Annotated in this window: 18 protein-coding genes and 1 tRNA gene; 8 read left to right on the top strand and 11 right to left on the bottom strand. The window is 72.7% G+C overall.

From position 1 onward, the window contains the following. Positions 1 to 24: 24 nt before the first annotated feature. Both AQI88_RS11760 and AQI88_RS11755 read right to left on the bottom strand, forming a co-directional pair. Complete coding sequence (locus tag AQI88_RS11760) at positions 25 to 258, bottom strand: chaplin (RefSeq protein WP_066996300.1); 234 nt, start codon at positions 256 to 258, stop codon at positions 25 to 27. Between the two features lie 145 nt (positions 259 to 403). Then, positions 404 to 1,729, bottom strand: coding sequence for a M20/M25/M40 family metallo-hydrolase (locus AQI88_RS11755; RefSeq protein WP_066996297.1), 1,326 nt, complete (start codon positions 1,727 to 1,729; stop codon positions 404 to 406). Positions 1,730 to 1,927: 198 nt separating this feature from the next. Here AQI88_RS11755 and AQI88_RS11750 point away from each other — a divergent pair. From AQI88_RS11750 to AQI88_RS11740, 3 genes are all read left to right on the top strand, one after another. Beyond that, positions 1,928 to 2,015 (top strand) — tRNA-Leu (locus AQI88_RS11750). A 324-nt stretch (positions 2,016 to 2,339) separates the two neighbouring features. Then, a complete protein-coding gene (locus tag AQI88_RS11745) occupies positions 2,340 to 6,197 on the top strand; it encodes a Pls/PosA family non-ribosomal peptide synthetase (protein ID WP_066996294.1) in 3,858 nt (1,285 codons plus the stop codon). Positions 6,198 to 6,271: 74 nt separating this feature from the next. Further along, positions 6,272 to 7,615 carry a M1 family metallopeptidase gene (locus AQI88_RS11740; protein WP_066996291.1) on the top strand — a complete coding sequence of 448 codons (1,344 nt, stop codon included), beginning with the start codon at positions 6,272 to 6,274 and terminating at the stop codon, positions 7,613 to 7,615. A 96-nt stretch (positions 7,616 to 7,711) separates the two neighbouring features. On the opposite strand, the gene AQI88_RS11735 is transcribed toward AQI88_RS11740, so the two are convergent. Genes AQI88_RS11735 through AQI88_RS11720 form a run of 4 tightly spaced genes read right to left on the bottom strand, consistent with a single transcriptional unit; the run spans position 7,712 to position 11,500 of the window. Then, positions 7,712 to 8,746, bottom strand: a complete 1,035-nt coding sequence (locus AQI88_RS11735) for an L-idonate 5-dehydrogenase (RefSeq protein WP_066996288.1) — start codon at positions 8,744 to 8,746, stop codon at positions 7,712 to 7,714. 14 nt (positions 8,747 to 8,760) lie between these two features. Beyond that, entirely contained in the window at positions 8,761 to 9,525 is a 765-nt protein-coding gene (locus AQI88_RS11730) for an SDR family oxidoreductase (RefSeq protein ID WP_066996285.1), read from the bottom strand. A gap of 10 nt (positions 9,526 to 9,535) precedes the next feature. After that, on the bottom strand, positions 9,536 to 10,933 hold the full coding sequence (locus AQI88_RS11725) for a GntP family permease (protein WP_066996282.1): 1,398 nt from the start codon (positions 10,931 to 10,933) through the stop codon (positions 9,536 to 9,538). 39 nt (positions 10,934 to 10,972) lie between these two features. Then, entirely contained in the window at positions 10,973 to 11,500 is a 528-nt protein-coding gene (locus AQI88_RS11720) for a gluconokinase (protein WP_066997144.1), read from the bottom strand. Between the two features lie 143 nt (positions 11,501 to 11,643). Between AQI88_RS11720 and AQI88_RS11715 the strand changes: the two genes are divergently transcribed. Continuing rightward, positions 11,644 to 12,345: a FadR/GntR family transcriptional regulator gene (locus AQI88_RS11715; RefSeq protein WP_066996278.1), complete on the top strand. Its 702-nt coding sequence runs from the start codon at positions 11,644 to 11,646 to the stop codon at positions 12,343 to 12,345. 25 nt (positions 12,346 to 12,370) lie between these two features. On the opposite strand, the gene AQI88_RS11710 is transcribed toward AQI88_RS11715, so the two are convergent. Continuing rightward, entirely contained in the window at positions 12,371 to 12,742 is a 372-nt protein-coding gene (locus tag AQI88_RS11710) for a YchJ family protein (RefSeq protein WP_066996275.1), read from the bottom strand. A 115-nt stretch (positions 12,743 to 12,857) separates the two neighbouring features. Here AQI88_RS11710 and AQI88_RS11705 point away from each other — a divergent pair, with 115 nt between their 5' ends. The 3 genes from AQI88_RS11705 to AQI88_RS11695 are packed head-to-tail and all read left to right on the top strand — an operon-like array spanning position 12,858 to position 15,607. Continuing rightward, positions 12,858 to 13,169 carry a dsRBD fold-containing protein gene (locus AQI88_RS11705; protein ID WP_066996272.1) on the top strand — a complete coding sequence of 104 codons (312 nt, stop codon included), beginning with the start codon at positions 12,858 to 12,860 and terminating at the stop codon, positions 13,167 to 13,169. Between the two features lie 11 nt (positions 13,170 to 13,180). Continuing rightward, on the top strand, positions 13,181 to 14,482 hold the full coding sequence (locus AQI88_RS11700) for a phosphoribosyltransferase family protein (RefSeq protein ID WP_066997141.1): 1,302 nt from the start codon (positions 13,181 to 13,183) through the stop codon (positions 14,480 to 14,482). Between the two features lie 9 nt (positions 14,483 to 14,491). Further along, positions 14,492 to 15,607, top strand: a complete 1,116-nt coding sequence (locus AQI88_RS11695) for a CapA family protein (protein WP_066996270.1) — start codon at positions 14,492 to 14,494, stop codon at positions 15,605 to 15,607. 9 nt (positions 15,608 to 15,616) lie between these two features. Here the strand turns inward: AQI88_RS11695 and polX are convergent, their stop codons facing one another. From polX to AQI88_RS11675, 4 genes are all read right to left on the bottom strand, one after another. Next, complete coding sequence (gene polX / locus AQI88_RS11690; protein WP_066996267.1) at positions 15,617 to 17,344, bottom strand: DNA polymerase/3'-5' exonuclease PolX; 1,728 nt, start codon at positions 17,342 to 17,344, stop codon at positions 15,617 to 15,619. A gap of 39 nt (positions 17,345 to 17,383) precedes the next feature. Further along, positions 17,384 to 18,010, bottom strand: a complete 627-nt coding sequence (locus tag AQI88_RS11685; RefSeq protein ID WP_066996264.1) for a cytochrome b/b6 domain-containing protein — start codon at positions 18,008 to 18,010, stop codon at positions 17,384 to 17,386. Continuing rightward, a complete protein-coding gene (locus AQI88_RS11680) occupies positions 17,994 to 18,722 on the bottom strand; it encodes a molybdopterin-dependent oxidoreductase (RefSeq protein WP_066996261.1) in 729 nt (242 codons plus the stop codon). The genes AQI88_RS11685 and AQI88_RS11680 overlap by 17 nt, the downstream gene beginning before the upstream one ends. A gap of 93 nt (positions 18,723 to 18,815) precedes the next feature. After that, positions 18,816 to 19,817 carry a hypothetical protein gene (locus AQI88_RS11675; protein ID WP_066996257.1) on the bottom strand — a complete coding sequence of 334 codons (1,002 nt, stop codon included), beginning with the start codon at positions 19,815 to 19,817 and terminating at the stop codon, positions 18,816 to 18,818. 281 nt (positions 19,818 to 20,098) lie between these two features. On the opposite strand from AQI88_RS11675, the gene AQI88_RS11670 reads away from it, so the two are divergent. After that, positions 20,099 to 20,992: a DMT family transporter gene (locus tag AQI88_RS11670; protein WP_066997139.1), complete on the top strand. Its 894-nt coding sequence runs from the start codon at positions 20,099 to 20,101 to the stop codon at positions 20,990 to 20,992. The last annotated feature ends 4 nt before the right edge of the window (positions 20,993 to 20,996 follow it).

Raw genomic sequence — 20,996 nt, 5'->3', positions numbered from 1 at the left:
ACGCCCCCCCTCGGGGAGTCGACGTCACTTGTTGACGCAGGTGTTGCCGAAAGCGGGGTTCAGGAGCCCGATCACGCTGACCGTGTTGCCGCAGATGTTCACCGGAACGTGCACGGGCGCCTGGACGACGTTGCCGGAAAGGACACCCGGGGAGTTCACGGCGGCACCCTCAGCGCCGGAGTGGGCGGCGGCCATGCCCGCGCCAGCGAGAACCAGTCCACCGGTGGCAACCGCGGCAGCGACGATCTTCTTGATCATTATTCCTCCTTGTTGGCAATGCGATCTCGTGTTGCAGATCGCATTACCTGTAACGAGGAGGAAGTAATGGAGCTACGAGCTTATGGTCGCATTCACTCTTCTCAGTCGATCTCGTACGGGCGCCCGATTACCTGGGCCCAGAACGTCACGACGCGTCGATGAACCGGTCGAGCACCCGCACACCGAACTTCAGCCCGTCCACCGGCACCCGCTCGTCCACGCCGTGGAACATGCCGGCGAAGTCCAGCTCCGGCGGCAGCTTGAGCGGCGCGAAGCCGAAGCCGCGGATGCCGAGGTCGTCGAAGGACTTGGCGTCGGTGCCGCCGGAGAGCATGTAGGGGATCGCCTTGGCGGTCGGGTCCTCGGCGAGCAGTGCGGACTGCATGGCCTCGACGAGCGCCCCGTCGAAGCTGGTCTCCAGCGCCTTGTCGGAGTGCACGTCCTCGCGCCGGACGTGCGGCCCGAGCAGCCGGTCGAGGTCGCTCAGGAACTCCTCCTCGTGGCCCGGCAGGAACCGTCCGTCGATGTGCGCGGTGGCCTCGCCCGGGATGACGTTGACCTTGTAGCCGGCGTTCAGCTGGGTGGGGTTGGCGGTGTTGCTCAGGGTCGCGCCGATGAGCTTGGCGATGCCGCCGAGCCGGGCGAGGGTCGACTCCATGTCCTCCGGGTCCAGCTCGGTGCCGAGCGCGTCGCCCAGCTCGTCGAGGAAGGCCCGGGTGGTCTTGGTGACGCGGACCGGGAACGTGTGGCGGCCGACCCGGGCCACGGCCTCGGACAGTTCGGTGATGGCGTTGTCCCGGTGGATCATCGACCCGTGCCCGGCGGTGCCGGCCACGGTCAGCTTCATCCAGTGCATGCCCTTCTCGGCCGTCTGGATCAGATAGAGCCGCCGCTGCTCGTTCACCGTGAACGAGAACCCGCCCACCTCGCTGATCGCCTCGGTGACGCCCTCGAACAGGCCGGGGTGGCGGTCGACCAGGTGCCGGGCGCCGTAGGTGCCGCCCGCCTCCTCGTCGGCGAGGAAGGCGACGACGATGTCCCGCGGCGGCCGCCGCCCGCTGCGCAACCGGTCCCGCACGACCGCGAGGGTCATGGCGTCCATGTCCTTCATGTCGACGGCGCCGCGGCCCCACACGCACCCGTCGGTGACCTCGCCGGAGAACGGGTGGTGGGTCCAGTCGTCCGCGTTGGCCGGTACGACGTCCAGGTGGCCGTGGATGAGCAGCGCGGGCCGGGACGGGTCCTCGCCCTCGATCCGGGCCACGGTGGAGGCCCGCCCCGGGTGCGACTCGAAGATCTTCGGCTCCAGCCCGACCTCGGCGAGCTTCTCGGCGACGTACTCGGCGGCCTTGCGCTCGCCCGGGCCGGAGTGGTCGCCGTAGTTGCTGGTGTCGAACCGGATCAGCTCGCGGCAGAGGTCGACGACCTCGTCCTCGCCGGTGACGCCCTTGGCCGTGTCCGTCTCGCTCACGCTGCTTCCTCCCACTGTCACTGCTGGTGGTCCCCTTCATCCTCTCTCCGGCCCGGCCCGGGCCCAAGGCCGGTCCCGGCCCGTCACACGCCGTTCACGCGGACCGGGCCGCGCGGACGGGGTGTGATCGCCCACCCCCGAAAGCCTGGTAATGTTTCCTCCGTCGCCGCGAGGGAAACCCCGCACGACAGACACCTTGTCCGGGTGGCGGAATGGCAGACGCGCTAGCTTGAGGTGCTAGTGCCCTTTATCGGGCGTGGGGGTTCAAGTCCCCCCTCGGACACCAGTGAGGGCCCCTGCTCAGCAGGGGCCTTCTGCTTTTCCGTACTCCTGTCCGGTCGGCGCCGTGGACCAACTGCCCCTGAGTGTCCGTTCCTTGACGGTCCGTGTGGGCCATCTCTCGTCCGCGTGAAGACCAGCAGGTCAGCCGCCTGTGGCCAGTGCCCCGCGCCCACTCCAACAGCCCTCCCGAGTGGCCGCGCGAAGAGGCGGAACCTAGCGTCGTACTAAAATTTCCGGCTTGTTACCGAGCTGGAGCCGGACAACCCCAGGCAGACCTGCGGGCCCGCCAGCGCCCCGGAGGCTTCCGGGATCGAGACGCGAGGACCGGATGGCAGCCATACATGAGGGCAGCGCCCTCGGGCTCGACGCGGAGATCCGCGAGCAGTTCGGCAGCAGGGCACGCTTCTCCGCGGGGCCGGCCGCCTCGCCGCGCACGCTGGTGGACGTCTTCGACGCGACCGTGCGGTCGTGTCCGGACGAGCCGGCCCTGGACGACGGTACGACGTGCCTCACCTATCGGGCGCTGGCCGTCGAGGTGGAGCGGCTGCGGCAGCGGCTCGCGGGCGCGGGGGTCGGGCTCGGGGACCGGGTCGGTGTGCGGGTTCCCTCGGGCACCAATGAGCTCTACGTCGCGATTCTCGCCGTCCTCGCCGCCGGTGCCGCCTATGTCCCCGTCGACGCCGAGGACCCGGACGAGCGGGCCGAGTTGGTGTTCGGCGAGGCGGAGGTGCGGGCCGTCATCGGGGCCGGACACACCATCAGTGTCCAGGGCGGTTCCGGCTCTCCCGCCGCCCGGCCCGGCACCGGGCACGACGCCTGGATCATCTTCACCTCCGGGTCCACCGGGAAGCCGAAGGGCGTCGCCGTCACGCACCGCAGCGCCGCCGCGTTCGTGGACGCCGAGGCGGCCCTCTTCCTCGCCGACGAGCCGATCGGGCCCGGCGACCGGGTCATGGCGGGGCTGTCCGTCGCCTTCGACGCGTCCTGCGAGGAGATGTGGCTGGCCTGGCGGTACGGCGCCTGTCTGGTGCCCGTGCCCCGCTCGCAGGTCAGGAGCGGCGCCGATCTGGGGCCCTGGCTGGTCGAGCAGGAGATCACCGTCGTGTCGACCGTGCCGACGCTGGCCGCGCTCTGGGAGCCCGAGACCCTCAACGACGTACGGCTGCTGATCTTCGGCGGCGAGGCCTGCCCGCCCGAGCTGGCGCAGCGGCTGGTCACGGAGGGGCGCGAGGTGTGGAACACCTACGGGCCGACCGAGGCGACCGTCGTGGCCTGTGCGGCGCTGCTGACGGGTGAGGAGCCGGTGCGGATCGGGCTGCCGCTGAACGGGTGGGAGCTGGCCGTCGTCGACGAGAGCGGGGAGCCCGTGCCCATGGGGGGCAGCGGGCAGCTCGTCATCGGTGGCGCGGGGCTCGCGCGGTACCTCGATCCCGAGAAGGACGCCGAGAAGTACGCGCCGCTCACGTCGCTGGGCTGGGAGCGCGCGTACCGGAGTGGTGACCTGGTCAAGGCCGAGCCCGAAGGGCTGATCTTCCTGGGGCGGGCCGACGAGCAGATCAAGCTCGGCGGACGGCGGATCGAGCTCGGTGAGGTGGATGCCGCGCTGCAGGCGCTGCCCGGTGTGGTGGGGGCCGCCGCCGCCGTGCGCACCGCCCGCAGCGGCAATCAGCTGCTCGTCGGCTATGTCGTCACCCAGGACGGCTGGGACCACGCGGCCGCCGTCCAGAAGCTGCGCGCCGAGCTGCCTGCCGCGCTGGTGCCGCTGCTCGCGCCCGTCGCAGAGCTGCCGACCCGTACGTCGGGGAAGGTGGACCGGGCTGCCCTGCCCTGGCCTCTGGAGGGCGTGGAGGCCCCCAAGGCCGACCTCTACGGCACCGAGGCCTGGCTCGCCGAGCAGTGGGCGGAGGTCCTCGGCATCCCGGTGACCGGTGCCACCGACGACTTCTTCGCGATCGGCGGCAGCAGTCTGGCTGCCGCCCAGCTCACCACCCGGCTGCGCACCCGCTACCCGAGCGCCGCCGTCCTCGACATCTACCAGCAGCCCACCCTGCGCAAGCTGGCCCGGCACCTGGAGGCCTCGGCGCAGGACGACGGCACGCGGCGGACGGTCGCGCCGGTGCCGGTGCGCGCCCAGGCCGTCCAGCTCCTCCTGCTCGTCCCGCTGGTCACGCTGCTCGGGCTGCGCTGGACGGTGGCCCTGGCCGCGGCCGGGAACCTGCTGCCCGGCTACGCCTGGCTGCCGACCGCCCCCTGGTGGCTGCTCGCGGCGGGCGCGCTGCTGTTCTTCAGCCCGCCCGGCCGGATCGCGCTCGCGGCGGGCGGGGCGCGGCTGCTGCTGCGGGGCCTTGCGCCTGGCCGGTACCCGCGCGGCGGCAGCGTGCATCTGCGGCTGTGGACCGCCGAGCGGCTGGCCGAGTTCAGCGGGGCCACCTCGCTGACCGGATCCTGGCTGGAGCGGTACGCGCGGGCGCTGGGCGCCAAGATCGGGCCCGACGTGGACCTGCACTCGCTGCCGCCGGTCACCGGCCTGCTCCGGCTGGGGCGGGGGGCCGCCGTGGAGTCCGAGGTGGACCTGTGCGGGTACTGGCTGGACGGTGACCGGCTGGAGGTCGGGCCGGTGCGGATCGGCGCGCACGCCGTCGTCGGGACGCGCAGCATGCTGTTCCCGGGCGCGCGGGTCGGCAAGCGGGCCGAGGTGGCGCCGGGTTCCGCGGTCACCGGGCAGGTGCCCACCGGTCAGCGGTGGGCGGGCGCGCCCGCGGTCAAGCTCGGCAAGGCCAAGCGCAACTGGCCCAAGGAGCGGCCGCAGCGGGGCACGTACTGGCGGGTGATGTACGGCGTGGCGGGCATCGCGCTCGGCGCCCTGCCGCTGCTCGCGGGCGTGGCCGCGCTGCTGGTCGCCCGGGTCTTCGTGGCGCCCGGAAGCTCACTCGCGCAGGCCCTGCGCGGGGCCGCGCTCGGGCTGGTCCCGGCCACGCTCGCCTACGGGCTGGCGTACGCGCTGCTGATCCTGGTCGCCGTACGACTGCTCAGCCTGGGTCTGCCCGAGGGCACGCATCCGACGCACAGCCGGGTCGGCTGGCAGGCGTGGACCGTGACGCAGCTGATGGACCGGTCCCGGCAGGCGCTGTTCCCGCTGTACGCCGGGCTGGTCACGCCGGTGTGGCTGCGGCTGCTGGGGATGCGGATCGGGCGGGGTGCCGAGGTGTCGACCGTGCTGGCGCTGCCGAGCCTGACCACCGTCGGCGACGGGGCCTTCCTGGCGGACGACACGCTGACGGCGCCGTACGAGCTCGGCGGCGGCTGGGTGCGGATCGGGCGTGCGGAGATCGGGCGGCGGGCCTTCCTCGGGAACTCGGGGATGACCGCGCCGGGGCGGAGCGTGCCGGACGGCGGGCTTGTCGGCGTGCTGTCGGCGACGCCGAAGAAGGCGAAGAAGGGCACCTCGTATCTGGGGCTGCCGCCGGTGAAGCTGCCGCGCAGTGCCGCCGGCGGGGATCACAGCCGTACGTACGAGCCGCCCGCCCGGCTGCTGTGGGCGCGCGGTCTGGTGGAGCTGTGCCGGATCGTGCCGGTCTTCTGTTCGGCGGCGCTGGCCGCGGCGACGGTGGCGGCGCTGTGTGCGCTGGGGGTGTGGGCTCCGCTCCTGTCGGGGCTGGTGCTGCTCGCCGCCGGTGCCACGGCGGCCGTCGTCTCGATCGTCGCGAAGTGGCTGCTGGTGGGGCGGCACCGGGCCGGGGAGCATCCGCTGTGGAGTTCGTTCGTGTGGCGCAACGAGCTGGCGGACACCTTCGTCGAGGTGCTGGCGGTGCCATGGCTGGCCGGAGCCGTGCCGGGGACACCGGTGATGACGGTGTGGCTGCGCGGGCTCGGCGCACGCATCGGCAGGGGCGTGTGGGTGGAGAGCTACTGGCTGCCGGAGACGGACCTGGTGACCCTGGAGGACGCGGCCACGGTGAACCGTGGGTGCGTGCTGCAGACTCACCTCTTCCACGACCGGATCTTGCGGACGGATACTGTGGTCCTCCGTGAGGGCGCCACCCTGGGCCCTGGCGGGATCGTGCTGCCCGGCAGCACGGTCGGGGCCCGTACGACCCTGGGTCCCGCGTCGCTCGTCATGGCCGCGGAGTCCGTCCCGGACGACACCCGCTGGCTCGGCAACCCGATCGAGGCATGGCGTCTGTGAGCGGGTCCCCTTCGGGGCTGGTGGGCGGTGGACCGGCACGGAGTGGTGGCACAGCGCAGGGAGCAGACACAGCAGTGGCAGTTCAGCAGACGGTCGGCCCGGACCCGTACTTCCCGGACAACGGTGATTCCCGCTACCGGGTGCACCGCTACGAGCTCACGCTGGACTACCGCCCGGGCCCGAACCGGCTGGCGGGCACCGCCCGGATCAATGCCATCGCCGGCCGGGCGCCGCTGACCGAGTTCCAGCTCAACCTGGCCGACTTCAGGATCGGCCGGGTGCGGGTGGACGACCGGCAGCCGCACTACACGCACCGGGGCGGACGGCTGCGGATCCGCCCGGCCAAGCCGGTCCGGGCCGGGGCCGCCTTCACCGTCGAGGTGCACTGGTCCGGCAACCCCAAGCCGGTGGCCAGCCCCTGGGGCGGGCTCGGCTGGGAGGAGCTGGCGGACGGGGCGCTGGTGGCGAGCCAGCCGATCGGGGCCCCGTCCTGGTACCCGTGCAACGACCGGCCCGCCGACAAGGCGTCCTACCTGATCTCGGTCACCACGCCGTCCGCGTATGCGGTGGTCACGGGCGGGCGCCTGCTGACCCGTACGACAAAGGCCTCGACGACCACCTGGGTGTACGAGCAGTCGGTGCCCACGTCCAGCTATCTCGTGGGGCTCGCGATCGGCAAGTTCCAGACGGTGCTGCTGGGCGATCCCGGACCGGGCGGCGTGCCGCAGCACGGGCACATCCCGGCGCAGCTGCTTCCGGAGTTCTCCCGGGACTTCGCGCGGCAGCCCGCGATGATGGAGCTGTTCCAGGAGCTGTTCGGGCCGTACCCGTTCGAGGAGTACGCGGTCGCGGTGACCGAGGAGGAGCTCGATGTGCCCGTCGAGGCACAGGGGCTGTCGCTGTTCGGCTCCAACCACGTGGACGGCGCGCGGGGTTCGGAGCGGCTGGTGGCGCACGAGCTGGCGCACCAGTGGTTCGGCAACTGCGTGTCCATCGCCGACTGGCGGCAGATCTGGCTGAACGAGGGCTTCGCCAAGTACGCGGAATGGCTGTGGTCCGAGCGTTCGGGCGGCCGCAGCGCCCAGCAACTGGCCGCGTCCGCACACCGGTTGCTGTCCGCGCTGCCGCAGGATCTCCGGCTGGCGGACCCGGGCCGCAAGTCGATGTTCGACGACCGGCTCTACGAGCGGGGCGGCCTGACCCTGCACGCGGTGCGCTGCGCGCTGGGCGACGACGCGTTCTTCCTCATGGTGCGCAGCTGGGTGCGGCTGCACCGGAACGGGTCGGTGACGACAGCGGCGTTCGTCGCGCACGTGGCCCGGTTCGCGGACGAGCCGCTGGACGGGCTGTTCGAGGCGTGGGTGTACGGGGCGGCGCTGCCGCCGCTGCCGATGCCGGGCACGCGGGCGGCCGTGTAGCAGAGGGGCGGCGCTGGCGCCGCTGCCGCCACCCGCACGGCCGCCTTTGCCGCGACGGCGCTCAGTGCGGACGGCGCCGTCCGGCAGGTGCCGAACTCAGCGCGCCCCGCTCTCGAAGTCCAGCAGCACCTTGCAGGACCGGCTCCGGTCGGCGGCCAGCGCGAACGCCGTCTCGGCCGCCCGCACCGGAACCACCGCGCTGATCAGCCCCTCGAACTCCCGCCGGGCCGCCAGCAGCTCCAGCGCCTCGTCGAACTCGGTGTCGAAGCGGAACGCGCCCCGCAGGTCGATCTCCCGGCTCACGACCAGGTTCTGGGCGAACGGGCTGTTCCCCGGCGGCAGCATCCCCAGCTGGACGACCGCGCCGCCGCGCCGCACCAGTCGTAGGCAGGTGTCGAGACCGGCCGCCACTCCCGACGCCTCGACGGCCACGTCCGCCTCGCCCGGCCACCCGGCGTCGTCCGGGTCGCCGGCCCGTACGAGCGTGTCGGCCCCGGCGACGGCTGCGTACCCGAGTGCTTCGGGGAGCAGGTCGGTCACCGTGACCCGGGCCGCGCCCGCCGCCTTCGCCGCCGCGACCACCAGGCATCCGATCGGCCCGGCCCCGGTCACCAGCACATGCCTGCCGGACACGTCCCCGGCCCGCCGCACCGCGTGCAGCGCCACCGCGAGCGGCTCGGCGAGCGCCGCCCGCCGCAGCCCGAGCCCCTCCGGCAGCGGCCTCACCTGCCCGGCCGGTACGGCCACTCGACCGGCGAACCCGCCCTGCACATGCGGAAAGCGGGCCGCGCTGCCGAGGTACCGGGTGTCCCGGCACACGTTCGCCCGGCCGTCACCGCACTCCGGGCAGCGCCCGCAGGGGGTGGCGGGGTGCACGGCGACCGCGGTGCCCGGAGCGGGGCCGGTGACCGCGGGGCCGTAGGAGACCACGGTGCCCACCACCTCGTGCCCGAGCAGCATCGGCTCCCTGAGCCGGAAGTCGCCGACCCCGCCGTGTCGCCAGTAGTGCAGGTCGGACCCGCACACCCCGCCGTAGCGGACGGCGACCAGGGCCTGGCCGGGCCCGGGTCCGGGTTCGGGCAGCTCCTGCACGCGCAGATCTCCCGCGCCGTGGATCACACAACCCAGCACGTCCGTCGCTCCTTTCAGAGCACGCTCGTCATGCCGCCGTCGACGTAGAGCACCTGCCCGCTGACGAAGTCCGCGGCGGGTGAGGCGAGGAAGAGCAGCCCGCCCACCAGGTCCTCGGTGCGGCCCCAGCGGCCGGCCGGGGCGCGGCGGCGCACCCAGGCGCTGAACTCCTCGTCCTCGACGAGGGGCCGGGTCAGTTCGGTCTCGATGTAGCCGGGGCCGAGGCCGTTGACCTGGATGCCGTAGGGGCCCCAGTCGGCGCACATGCCCTTGGTGAGCATCTTCAGTGCGCCCTTGGTGGCGGCATACGGCGCGATACCGGGGCGTGCCACCTCGCTCTGCAGCGAGCAGATGTTGATGATCTTGCCGTGGCCGCGGTCCGTCATCCGCCGGGCGGCTTCCCGGCCGACCAGGAAGGCGCTGGTGAGGTTGGCGTCCAGGATCCGGTGCCAGTCCGTGTCCGTGAACTCGAGGAGCGGGGCGCGCAGTTGCATGCCCGCGTTGTTGACGAGGATGTCGAGCGGGCCCACCCGCTCCTCGACGTCCGCGATCCCGGCGGCCACGGACGGGCCGTCGGTCACGTCGAACACCGCCGTGTGCACCCGGTCGCCGGGCAGCGAGGCGGCCGCGTCGGCCAGCCGGTCCGGGTCACGCCCGTTGAGGACCACCGTGCAGCCGGCCTGCGCGAGGCCCCGGGCCAGGGCGAGGCCGATGCCGCGGCTGGAGCCGGTGACCAGGGCCGTGCGGCCGCCGATGTCGAAGAGAGGGTGAGCCGTCATCGTCGTACTCCTAGATGACCAGGGACAACAGCAGGACCAGACCGCCCGCGACCACCGAGATGATCGTCTCCATCACCGACCAGGTCTTGACGGTCTGGCCGACGCTCAGCCCGAAGTACTCCTTCACCAGCCAGAAGCCGGCGTCGTTGACATGGCTGAAGAAGAGCGAGCCGGCGCCGATGGCCAGGACCAGCAGGGCGGTGTGGGTGGTCGACATGTCGGCGGCGAGCGGGGCCACGAGCCCCGCCGCCGAGACCGTCGCCACTGTCGCCGAGCCGGTCGCCAGCCGGATCGCCACCGCGATCAGCCAGGCCAGCAGCAGCGCAGGGATCGACCAGTCCTTGGAGACGTCCAGGATCATCTGGCCCACGCCGGAGTCGATCAGGGTCTGCTTGAAGCCGCCGCCCGCGCCGACGATCAGCAGGATGCCGGCGATCGGCATCAGGCCCTTGTCGACCGTCTGCTGAAGCCGCTCCTTGCTGAACCCGGCGGGCCGGCCCAGCGTGAAGAAGCCGACCAGCACGGCGGCGAGCAGCGCGATCAGCGGCGAGCCGATGATGTCGAAGACCCGCTGGTTCATGTTCGTGGGGTCGTCGACGACGATGTCCACCAGGGCCTTGGCCAGCATCAGCACCACCGGCAGCAGCATCGTGGCGAGCGTCGCGCCGAAGCCGGGCCGGCGCTCCAGTTCCTCGGAGGCGCGCTGCGGGAGCATGCGGTCGGGGGCCGGGACGTCGACCCAGCGGGCGGCGAACCGGGAGAAGACGGGGCCGGCGATGATCACCGTCGGTATGGCGACGAGGATGCCGAGCGCCAAGGTGACGCCCAGGTTGGCGCCGACCGCGTCGATCGCGACCAGCGGGCCGGGGTGCGGCGGGATCAGGCCGTGCATCACGGACAGGCCGGCCAGCGCCGGGATGCCGATGCGCATCAGGGAGTAGTTGCCGCGCTTGGCGACCATCAGCACGACCGGGATCAGCAGCACGATGCCGACCTCGAAGAACAGCGGCAGGCCGATCACGGAGGCGATCAGCACCATCGCCCACGGCATCGCGCGGCCGCCCGCCTTGGCGAGGATCGTGTCCACGATCTGGTCGGCGCCGCCGGAGTCGGCGAGCAGCTTGCCCAGGATCGCCCCGAGCGCGATCAGGACGCCCACGCCGGCCACCGTGGTGCCGAGCCCGGTGGTGAAGCTGGTGATGGCCTTGTCGAGCGGTGCCCCGGCGACCGCCCCGAGCGCCAGCGACCCGATGGTCAGCGCCAGGAAGGCATGGAGCTTGAACTTGGTGATGAGCAGGACGATGACGGCGATGCCCACCAGGACGGCGATGCCGAGCTGGGCGTGGCCGGCGGAGGTGATCGGCGGAGGTGCGTCCGCTGCCAGCATCTCGACGCTGAGTCTGGTCACGGGGGTTCCCTTGCAGGTACGGGGGACGGAGGTGGGGTGCTACTCGGGAGTGTCGGGAAGCGCGTCGAGTGCCTTCACGGCTCGATCGGTGATCTCCTGGGGGCTGCCGCCGACGTCCACGGCGACTCCCTTCTCGTCAGGCTCCAGGGGTTGCAGCGTGGCGAACTGGGAGTCCAGCAAGGCGGTCGGCATGAAGTGACCCTGCCGGTGGGACATCCGGTCCTCGATGAGCTTCCGGTCGCCCGTGAGGTGCACGAAGACGATCCCGGGAGCCACGGCCCGAAGCCGGTCGCGGTACGACCGCTTCAGCGCCGAGCTGCTGACCACCCCGCCCCGCCCGGCCCGCCCCTGCGCCCAGTGGCCGATGGCGTCGAGCCACGGCCACCGGTCGGCGTCGTCGAGCGGGATCCCGGCCGACATCTTGTCGATGCTGGCCTGGGGGTGGAAGTCGTCGCCCTCGGCATAGGGGACGCCCAGCCGGGCGGCGAGCAGCGGACCGATCGTGGTCTTGCCCGTCCCGGCGACGCCCATCACCACGACGACGTGGGGGGTATGCGGGGTTCGCATCGATGCCTCGCTGTCTTCCTCGACATCCGACGCCGACATCCGGCGTCGGCCACACTGAAACCCATTAGGTACGACGAATTCAAGAGCCTGTGACATATAAGTCTGACTTTTCGGCTCTGTGATCCAGGCCGTACGCTGAGTGCATGAGCACACCGGGCCGGGGGCTGCACGGCCGCGTACTGGACACCCTCGGCCCCGCGATCACGGCGGGCGAGTATCCGCCGGGCAGCGTTCTGCGTACGGACGAACTCGCCCAGCACTTCGAGGTGTCACGCTCCGTGATGCGCGAGGCGGTGCGGGTGCTGGAGTCCATGCACCTGGTCGAGTCCCGCCGCCGGGTCGGCGTGACCGTGCGCCCCAAGTGCGAGTGGAACGTCTACGACCCGCAGGTCATCCGCTGGCGCCTCGCGGGCGCCGACCGCCCGCACCAGCTGCGCTCCCTGACCGTGCTGCGCTCGGCGATCGAACCGGTGGCCGCGGGCCTGGCCGCCAAGCAGGCCACGGCCGAGCAGTGCGCCGAACTCACCGAGTGCGCGCTCGGCATGGTGGCCCATTCACGCGGCCACCGGCTGGAGGGGTATCTGGTCCACGACATCGCCTTCCACCGGGTCATCCTCGCCGCCTCGGGCAACGAGATGTTCGCCCGCCTCGGCGACGTCGTCGCGGAGGTGCTGGCCGGCCGCACCCATCACGAGGTGATGTTCGAGGACCCCGACCCGGCGGCGGTCACCCTGCACGTCCAGGTCGCCGAGGCGGTCCGGGCCGGCGACGGCGCCCGCGCCGAGGAACTGACCCGGCAGATCACCGTGGGCGCCCTCCACGAACTGGACGTCCTGGCGCCGTAGTCGCGTCGTCCGGCGCTGTGCGGCGCTATGCGGGGAAGTCCCCGTCGACGTACACCCATGCCCCGTCCACCCGCTCGAACCGGCTGCGCTCGTGCAGCGAGCCGCCCCGGTAGGAGGCACGGAAGGTCACGGTGCCGGTGGTGTGGAAGGCGGAACCGTCGCCGGTGTCCAGGATCTCCAGGCCCGTCCACTTCATCCGCGGATCCAGGTCCAGCCGCCCGGGCCGGGTCCGCGGGTGCCAGGTGCGCAGGAGATAGCCCGCGTCCCCCCTCACGAACGCGCTGTACCGCGACCGCATGAGCGCCTCCGCGGTCGGGGCGGCGGCACCCGCGTGGAAGCGGCCGCAGCAGGCGTCGTAGGACTCGGGACGGCCGCAGGGGCAGGTGCGCGTGGTCATGCCCCCCATTCTGCCCGTGCCCGGGGAGGCGCCCGCCGCCGGTGCGGTGCACAGTGGAAGAGGTGACGCGTCGGTGCGTCCCGTGGCCTCGCGACGCGGTGAGGAGGGACGGACGATGACCCGACCTGCGAGCAGCAGTCCTCCGTCCGTCAAGGAGTGGCGGCTGGAGCTCTACCTGTCCGAACACGACCCGGACACCACGGCCCGGATCGTCCTGGACACCGGTGAGAACGTCCTGGAGAGCCACGCGGAGGCCCGCCGGAACCCCTACGACCGCGCGATGCCGGAGATCGGTGACGAACTCGCCGCCGGACGCGCGCTGATCGCCATGGGCCGCCGGCTGCTGCGCGCGGCCGCGGGCGACATGAAGGCGGTCGGAGCGGACGAGACGGAGACTCTCGCGCCGCTGTGGCTGCCCCGGGAATGACGGAGCCTGCCGTGCTCTTCACCGACCGACTCGAAGCGGGACGGCGGTTGGGTGCCCGCCTGGAGTACCTCCGGGGCCAGGACGTCGTGGTGCTGGGGCTGCCCCGCGGCGGGGTGCCGGTGGCCGCGGTGGTCGCCGAGGCGCTCGACGCGCCCCTGGACGTCTGCCTGGTGCGCAAGCTGGGTGTGCCGGCCCAGCCGGAGCTGGGGATGGGCGCAATCGGCGAGGACGGCGTGCGGGTGATCAACCAGGAGGTGCTGCGCCTCACCGGCGTCGGCCAGGCGGATCTGGACCGGGTCGAGGCACACGAGCGCGAGGTGCTCGAACGGCGGGCCGCCCGCTACCGGGGCGAGCACGCTCCCGTCGCCGTCGCGGGCCGGACAGTCGCGGTGGTCGACGACGGCGTGGCCACCGGCTCCACCGCACGGGCGGCCTGCCGGATAGCCCGGGCGCGGGGCGCGGCACGCATCGTGCTGGCGGTCCCCGTGGCGCCACGGGACTTCGCCCGGCGCCTCGGCGGGGACGCAGACGAACTGGTCTGCCTCGCCACCCCGGTCGACTTCTTCGCGATCGGCCAGTTCTACGGCGACTTCACCCAGGTCGGCGACGAGGAGGTCACGGCCTGTCTGCGGCAGGCAGCCAGGCGTCAGGAGCGCTTCGGTACCGGCTCCGAGGACCGCGAGGTGGAGGTGGCCGCCGGTGCCGTACGGCTGCGCGGGCGGCTCACCCTGCCCTCGGGCGCGAGCGGGGTCGTCGCCTTCGCGCACGGCAGCGGCAGCAGCCGGCACAGCCCGCGCAACCGGTTCGTGGCCGAAGGACTGAACCGGGCCGGCCTCGGCACCCTGCTGTTCGACCTGCTCACCGAGGCCGAGGAGCGCGACCGGAGCAACGTGTTCGACATCGCGCTGCTGGCCGGGCGGCTGGCCGGTGCCACCGGCTGGCTGCGCGAGGAACCCGACGTCGAAGGGCTCGCCATCGGCTACTTCGGCGCCAGCACCGGCGCGGCCGCCGCCCTGTGGGCCGCCGCCGAACCGTCCACGCGCCCGGCCGCGGTCGTCTCCCGCGGTGGCCGGCCCGACCTCGCCGGACCGCGGCTGCCCGAGGTGACGGCGCCCACGCTGCTCGTCGTGGGCGGCGCCGACATCCAGGTGCTCGGCCTCAACCGTCAGGCACAGGCGCAACTGCACTGCGAGAACCGGCTCGAGGTCGTCCCCGGCGCCACGCACCTGTTCGAGGAGCCCGGAACGCTGGAGCGGGTGACCGAGCTGGCCCGCGACTGGTTCACGGACCACATGGCGCCCGCACACGTCTAGGCGGGGATCATGCGTGAGGGGGCCGTCACCCTGTTCCTCGCCGGTGACGTCATGCTCGGCCGGGGCGTCGACCAGATCCTTGCGCACCCCGGTGATCCCGGCCTGCGCGAGGCCTATGTGCGGGACGCCCGCGACTATGTCGCCCTGGCGGAGGCGGCGAACGGTCCGGTACCGCGGCCGGCCGGCCACTCCTGGCCCTGGGGCGAGGCGCTGGCGGTGCTGGAGCGTGCCGCGCCCGATGCGCGGGTGATCAATCTGGAGACCGCCGTCACCCGGGACGGCGACTTCGCGCCGGGCAAGGGCGTCCACTACCGGATGTCCCCGGCCAACCTGCCCGCTCTCGCGGTGGTGCGCCCCGACGTCTGCGTCCTCGCCAACAACCACGTGCTCGACTTCGGGCCGCCGGGTCTCGCCGAGACGCTGGACTGCCTGGCGGCGGCCGGGCTGCGTACGGCGGGGGCGGGCCGGGACGCGGTCGCGGCCTGGCGGCCGGCGAGCGTCCCGCTGCGGGCGGGCGGACGCGTGCTGGTCTTCTCCTTCGGCATGCCCTCCAGCGGCATCCCGCACGGCTGGGCCGCCACCGCCGAGCGGTCCGGAGTGGCCCTGGTCACCGCGCCGACCGCGGAGACCGCGGCCGCCTTCGCCGAGCGTCTGCGGCAGGCCGGGCGGCCGGACGACATCGTGGTCGCCTCCGTCCACTGGGGCTCGAACTGGGGGTACGCCGTCTCCCGCGCCGAGGTCGGCTTCGCCCACGCGCTCATCGACGCCGGCGTGGACGTCGTGCACGGCCACTCCTCGCACCATCCGCGTCCGGTGGAGGTGTACCGGGACCGGCTCGTCCTGTACGGCTGCGGTGACCTCGTCGACGACTACGAGGGCATCGGCGGCTACGAGCGCTACCGGGACGACCTGCGGCTGCTGTACCTGGCCTCGCTCGAGCCGGGCACCGGCCGGCTGACCGGCCTGCGGATGGTGCCCCTCCAGGCGCGCCGGATGCGCCTGGAGCACGCGTCGGCCGAGGACACCGCGTGGCTGTGCGCCGCCCTGGACCGGTGCAGCCGCACCCTCGGCACCCGGGTCGAGCCCGGGGACGCCGGCACCCTCACGGTGCGGCCGCTGCGGTGAGACGGGAGGTCAGGCCCGCCCGCTCCTGCGCAGGAACCGGCGCAGGCGGGTCAGGGTCCAGGTGTTGATGACGTCCTCTTTGGTGAGCCAGCCGCGCTGGGCCGTGGCGACGCCGTAGCGCAGCTGGGCGAGGTGGAGGACGGAGTGGGCGTCGGTGTTCACGGCGAACTTCACGCCGTGCTCCCGGGCCCGGAGGATGTCCTCGTCACGCAGGTCCAGGCGGTCGGGCTGGGCGTTGACCTCCAGCGCCGTGCCGGTGCGGGCGCACGCGGCGAACACCTCGTCCCAGTCGGCGTCGACGCCCGGCCGCTTGCCGATGAGCCGGGTGCTCGGATGGCCGATGACGTTCACGTGCGGGTTCTCGCAGGCCCGCACGAGCCGCCGGGTCATCGCCTTGCGGTTCAGGTCGAAGTGGGAGTGCAGGGACGCCACGCAGAGGTCGAAACCGGCCAGGAAGTCGTCCGGCCAGTCCACCTCGCCGTCGGGGCCGATGTTCAGCTCCGTGCCGTGCAGCAGCCGCATCCTGCCCAGGGTGCCGTCCAGTTCCCGCAGTTGCTCCCGCTGGGCGAGGATCTTCTCGTCGGTCATGCGCTGCATGTACAGGTTGGGCGCGTGGTCGGTGACCGCGTAGTACGTGTAGCCGCGTTCGGCGGCGGCCTCCACCATCGTCTCCAGCGGCGCGAGGCCGTCGGTGAGGTCCGTGTGGGTGTGCAGGTCACCGCGGATGTCCCGCTCGGTGACCACCTCGGGCAGCTCGCCGTGCAGCGCGGCCTCGATCTCCCCGCGGTCCTCCCGCAGCGTCGGCGGGATCCAGGGCAGGCCGAGCCGGGCGTACACCTCCTCCTCCGTGCGGGAGGCGAGCGATTCCCCGCTCTCCGCGTCGAACAGGCCGTACTCGGAGAGCTTCAGCCCCTGGTGGACGGCGATGGTGCGGGTGCGGATGTTGTGCGCCTTCGAGCCGGTGAAGTACTGGAGTCCGGCGCCCCATGAGTCGGGCGGCAGCACCCGCAGGTCGACCTGGAGGCCCTTGCCGGTGCGGATCGACGTCTTCTTCGTGCCCTGCGCGATGACCTCGGCGGTGGCCGGCAGGGCGCACAGCGCCTCCATGAAGGGGGCGGACCGATTCGCCGCCACGAGCACGTCGAGGTCCCCGATGGTCTCCTTCATGCGGCGCAGGGACCCGGCGTAGGCGCAGCGCCGGCAGCCGGTCACCGCGGACAGCTCGGCGACGATCTCCTCGGCGGTCTCCATGGCCAGGGACAGCGGGATCCGCCCGCCCGCACGCTGCATCAGCTCGATGCCGTGCCTCAGGTTCTCCTGCGTCTTCTCGCCGAACCCCTTAAGATCGGCCAGCGCGTCCGCCTCGATGGCCGCGGCCAGCTCGTTCACCGAGGAGATGTGCAGGTCCTCGTAGAGCCGCATGGCCTTCTTCGGGCCGAGCGTGGGGATCGTGATCAGCTCCCGCACCCCGGCGGGGATCTTCGCCCGGCGCTCCTCGACCACCGCCATGGTGCCGGTGCGCAGGTACTCGACCACCTTCTCGGCGATCGACCTGCCCACGTTCGGGATCTCTTTCAGGCCGTCGGCGTCCAGCCGGGAGATGTCGGCGGGATGGCCGCCGATGGCACGCGCGGCCTTCTCGTAGGCGCGCGCCTTGAAGGCGTCGCCTCCCGTGATCGCGATGAGGTCCGCGTACTCCTGAAGGAGTGCCTCGACCTCTTCATTGGGCCGGGCCACCCTTCAAGTCTAGGGACACGAGGTGGGTTCACGGCGTCGTCACGGACGCCACAAGGGGTGTTCCCGCTTCGCCCACTCCCGGCTCACCGCCCCCGTCCGCAGTCCCCGCCTCGCCTCCGGATCCCCCAGGGCCATGCCGATGTGGCCGGCCAGGACCACGCCGATCGTCAGGGCCAGCCAGTCGTGGACGAAGGTCGCCGAGGTGCGCCACATCAGCGGGGTGAGGTGGGTGAACCACATCATCAGGCCGGTGCCGAGCATGACCAGGGTGGCACCGGCGATCCAGGCCGCGTAGACCTTCTGGCCGGCGTTGAACTTGCCCGCCGGGCGCGAGGAGCGGCGCTTGTCCCTGACCAGCGCGGCGCGCAGCCACATGCGGTCGTGCGGGCCGAAGCGGTTGAGGAAGCGCAGGTCGGTGCGGAGGGCGCGGGAGGCCAGGCCCAGCAGGACGGGGACGGGCAGGGCGAGCCCGGCGCACTCGTGGATGCGGACGACCAGTGCGCGGCGGCCGACGAGCACGGCCAGCTGCGGGATGTAGAGGCAGGCCGCGGTGACCACGCACACGCCCATCAGCGCGGCCGTCGTGCGGTGCACCCACCGTTCGGCGCGGCTGAAGCGGCGGATCCGGGCGCCCGCCGGCGCCGGGGTCTCAGCTCGTAGGCTCATCGGTCCGTCCGTTCGAGCGGCCGACCCAGGCGTCGACGTCGTAGCCGAGGTTCTCCCAGTAGCCCGGCCGGACGTGATCGGTGACGGTGATGCCGGAGAGCCACTTGGCGGATTTGTAGAAGTACATGGGGGCGACGTAGAGGCGGACGGGGCCGCCGTGGTCGTGGCCGATGTCCTTGTCCTGCATGCGCAGGGCGACCAGGATGTCCGGGCGGCGGGCCTGGTCGAGGGTGAGGCTCTCGGAGTAGGTGCCGTCGAAGCAGGTGAAGCGTACGGCCTTGGCGGAGGTCCGTACGCCGGCCGCGTCCAGCAGGTGGGAGAGCCGTACGCCCTCGAAGGGGGTGCCCGGGACCCGCCAGCCGGTGACGCACTGGACGTCCTTGACCAGCCGGGTCTGCGGCAGGGCGCGCAGGTCGGCGAGGGTGTAGGTGTGCGGGTGGTCGACCAGGCCGTCGATGGTCAGCCGGTAGTCCGCGGGTCCCTTGTGCGGGACGGACGCGGCGACCGAGTAGTAGCGGAAGCCGCCGCCGTTGGGCAGGAGCCCGGTCAGGCCCGTCGGGTCCTTGCCGGAGATGCTGCCGAGGAAGCCCTCCAGGCCGCGTTGCAGCACGGGTGCGGTGGCCACGCCGAGGGCGCCCAGGCCGAGGGTGCCGAGGAAGACACGGCGGCCGATCGGCCTGCCCTCGGGCTCCTGGGTCGGTTCAGGGTTCACGTCATCATTCGAGCACTTGCGGCCCTTGCCGGGCCAGGGAGTACGGACACCGGTCAGACTTCCGTAATCACTTCTCACCCGGGGACCGGGAGACTACGCCTCGGGCAACGCCTTGCCGAGCGCGCGGGACCGGGCGGCGTGGAAGGCCTGCCACGCGTCGCGGTGCGGGTAGGACCAGGGGGCCCCGGTGGCGTGCCGGCCGATGCGCCGGAACAGGGCCGCCGCCTCGGCCGGGCGGCCGGCGCAGGACATGGCGAAGGCCAGGTGGTTGAGGTCGAGGTGGCGGCGGGGGTGGTCGTCGTGCTCCCACTCCAGCCACCAGTCGAAGGACGCCCGCAGGATCCGCCGGGCCCGGGGGCCCGACCAGTGCCCGGAGGCGGCCGGGTCGGCGGGGGCGAGGCCGGTGGCGGCCAGCACCCGGTACCGCTCGGCGTAGGCGACCACCGGCAGGACGGCCAGCGGGGAGTCGGCGGGGGCCTCGGCGGCGGCCCGCTCGGCGAGGTCGTACACCGCGTGGGACTCGGCCCGGCCGCCCTCGGGCCGCTCGGCGAGACGGGCGACCAGCAGGTGGTGGGCGTGGTGGTGCTCGGGGTGGCGGTCGCGCAGGTGGGCGAAGGTGCGCAGCAGTTCGCTCTCCGGGCCCAGGGAGCGCGCCAGCAGGAGCAGGCCGAGTAAGGGGGTGGGGTCGGCGGGGGCGAGCGCGGCGGCGGTGCGGCAGGCCTCGCGGGCCCGGTCGGGTTCCTCCTTGCCGTGCAGGGCGCGGTGGACCAGGGTCAGGGCGAGCAGGGTGGCGGCGTGGGCGGAGCCCGGCTCGGCGAGCTGCCACTCCCGGGCCCAGGCGGCGGCGTAGGGCTCTGCGGCGAGCACGGTGACGCGGTGGCCGCGGCGGTCCCAGTCGTCGCCGGTGTGCAGCAGCAGCGAGCGGGCGGCCTGCCAGCGGCCCTGGGCCAACGCGGCCCGGGCGGTGCGGAGTTCGGGGTCGTCGAGGGCGTCGTCGACGACGGCTTCCAACGCACTGGAGTCATCCGGGGCGGTCTCGCCGGACGGGTCCGTGGGGGCCCGGCGAGCGCCGAGCAGAGGCGGGAGTGGGGGCACCGCAGGACTTCCTGTTTCTCGGGCTGCCATCGACCGATCACGCACAGCAAACCCGCAGCCAAGGATTGCGTCAAGCGGAACCCGAGGTGATTCCAACTTCAACTACCTTGCGGAGAAAGGCACTTGAGACGTGAGCACCCTGGTGCACGTACTGCACAGGCGAAGCGGGAGTGGACTTCTGTGGCGCACGCCATGGCACTCCCCGGGGCGATGCCACCCCGGGAGCGCTACAGTCGGCCCTTACGCGTCCATGGTCCGGCCGGATGATCGAGGTACGCAGCGTGTCCGTTCTGGTTCTCCTGCTCGCCGTGAGTGCGGCCTGTTGCGTGGGCTTCGGGTTCGTACTCCAGCAGAACGCCGCCCAGAAGGCACCGCTCGGCGACTTCCTGTCGTTGCGGCTGCTGCTCGACCTGATGCGGGTGCCGCGCTGGCTGGGCGGCATCGCCCTGATGGTGGCCGGCATGGCGCTGGGCGCCATCGCCCTCGGCAAGGGCGAGATCTCCCTGGTCGAGCCGCTGCTCGCGACGAACCTGCTGTTCGCGCTCGCGCTGTCCCGCCACCGGACCAAGCAGCCCCTGGGCCGCCAGGGCTGGACCGGCCTCGCCCTGCTCGCGGGCGGCGTGAGCGCGTTCATCGTGGCGGGCGAGCCGCGCGGCGGCAGCGCGGTCGCCGACCCGGTGCGGCACTGGCTGATCATCGGCGCGATGGTCGGCGCGGCGACGGTGCTGACGACGTACGCCAAGCGGTCCCGGCTCAGCTGGGGCCCGGTGCTGCTGGCCACCGCCGCCGGGCTGCTGTACGGCGTGCAGGACGCGCTGACCCGGGTGAGCGGCACCCGCTTCTCCGCGGGCGGCTTCACGGAGCTGTTCACCGGCTGGCAGCCGTACGGCGTGCTGGCGCTCGGCGTCGCCGGTCTCGTCCTGGTGCAGAGCGCCTTCGAGACGGCCGAGCTGCGCATGTCACTACCCGCGCTCACCGCGGCCCAGCCGCTCGCCGGGATCCTGTGCGGGGTGGGCTTCCTCGGCGACCGACTGCGCACCGACACCGGGGCACTGGCCTGGGAAGCGACCGGGCTCGCAGCGATCGTCACGGGCATCGTCCTCCTCGGCCTGCACCCGGCGATGCCGTCCGGGACAGCACAGGCAGAACCCGCCCGGGACCTGCAACGACGCTGAGCCT

This window comes from Streptomyces cellostaticus (genome assembly GCF_001513965.1).
Taxonomy (GTDB): Bacteria; Actinomycetota; Actinomycetes; order Streptomycetales; family Streptomycetaceae; genus Streptomyces; species Streptomyces cellostaticus.
Note: the sequence above shows the minus strand (reverse complement) of the source record. Positions and strands in the feature narration are given on the sequence as shown.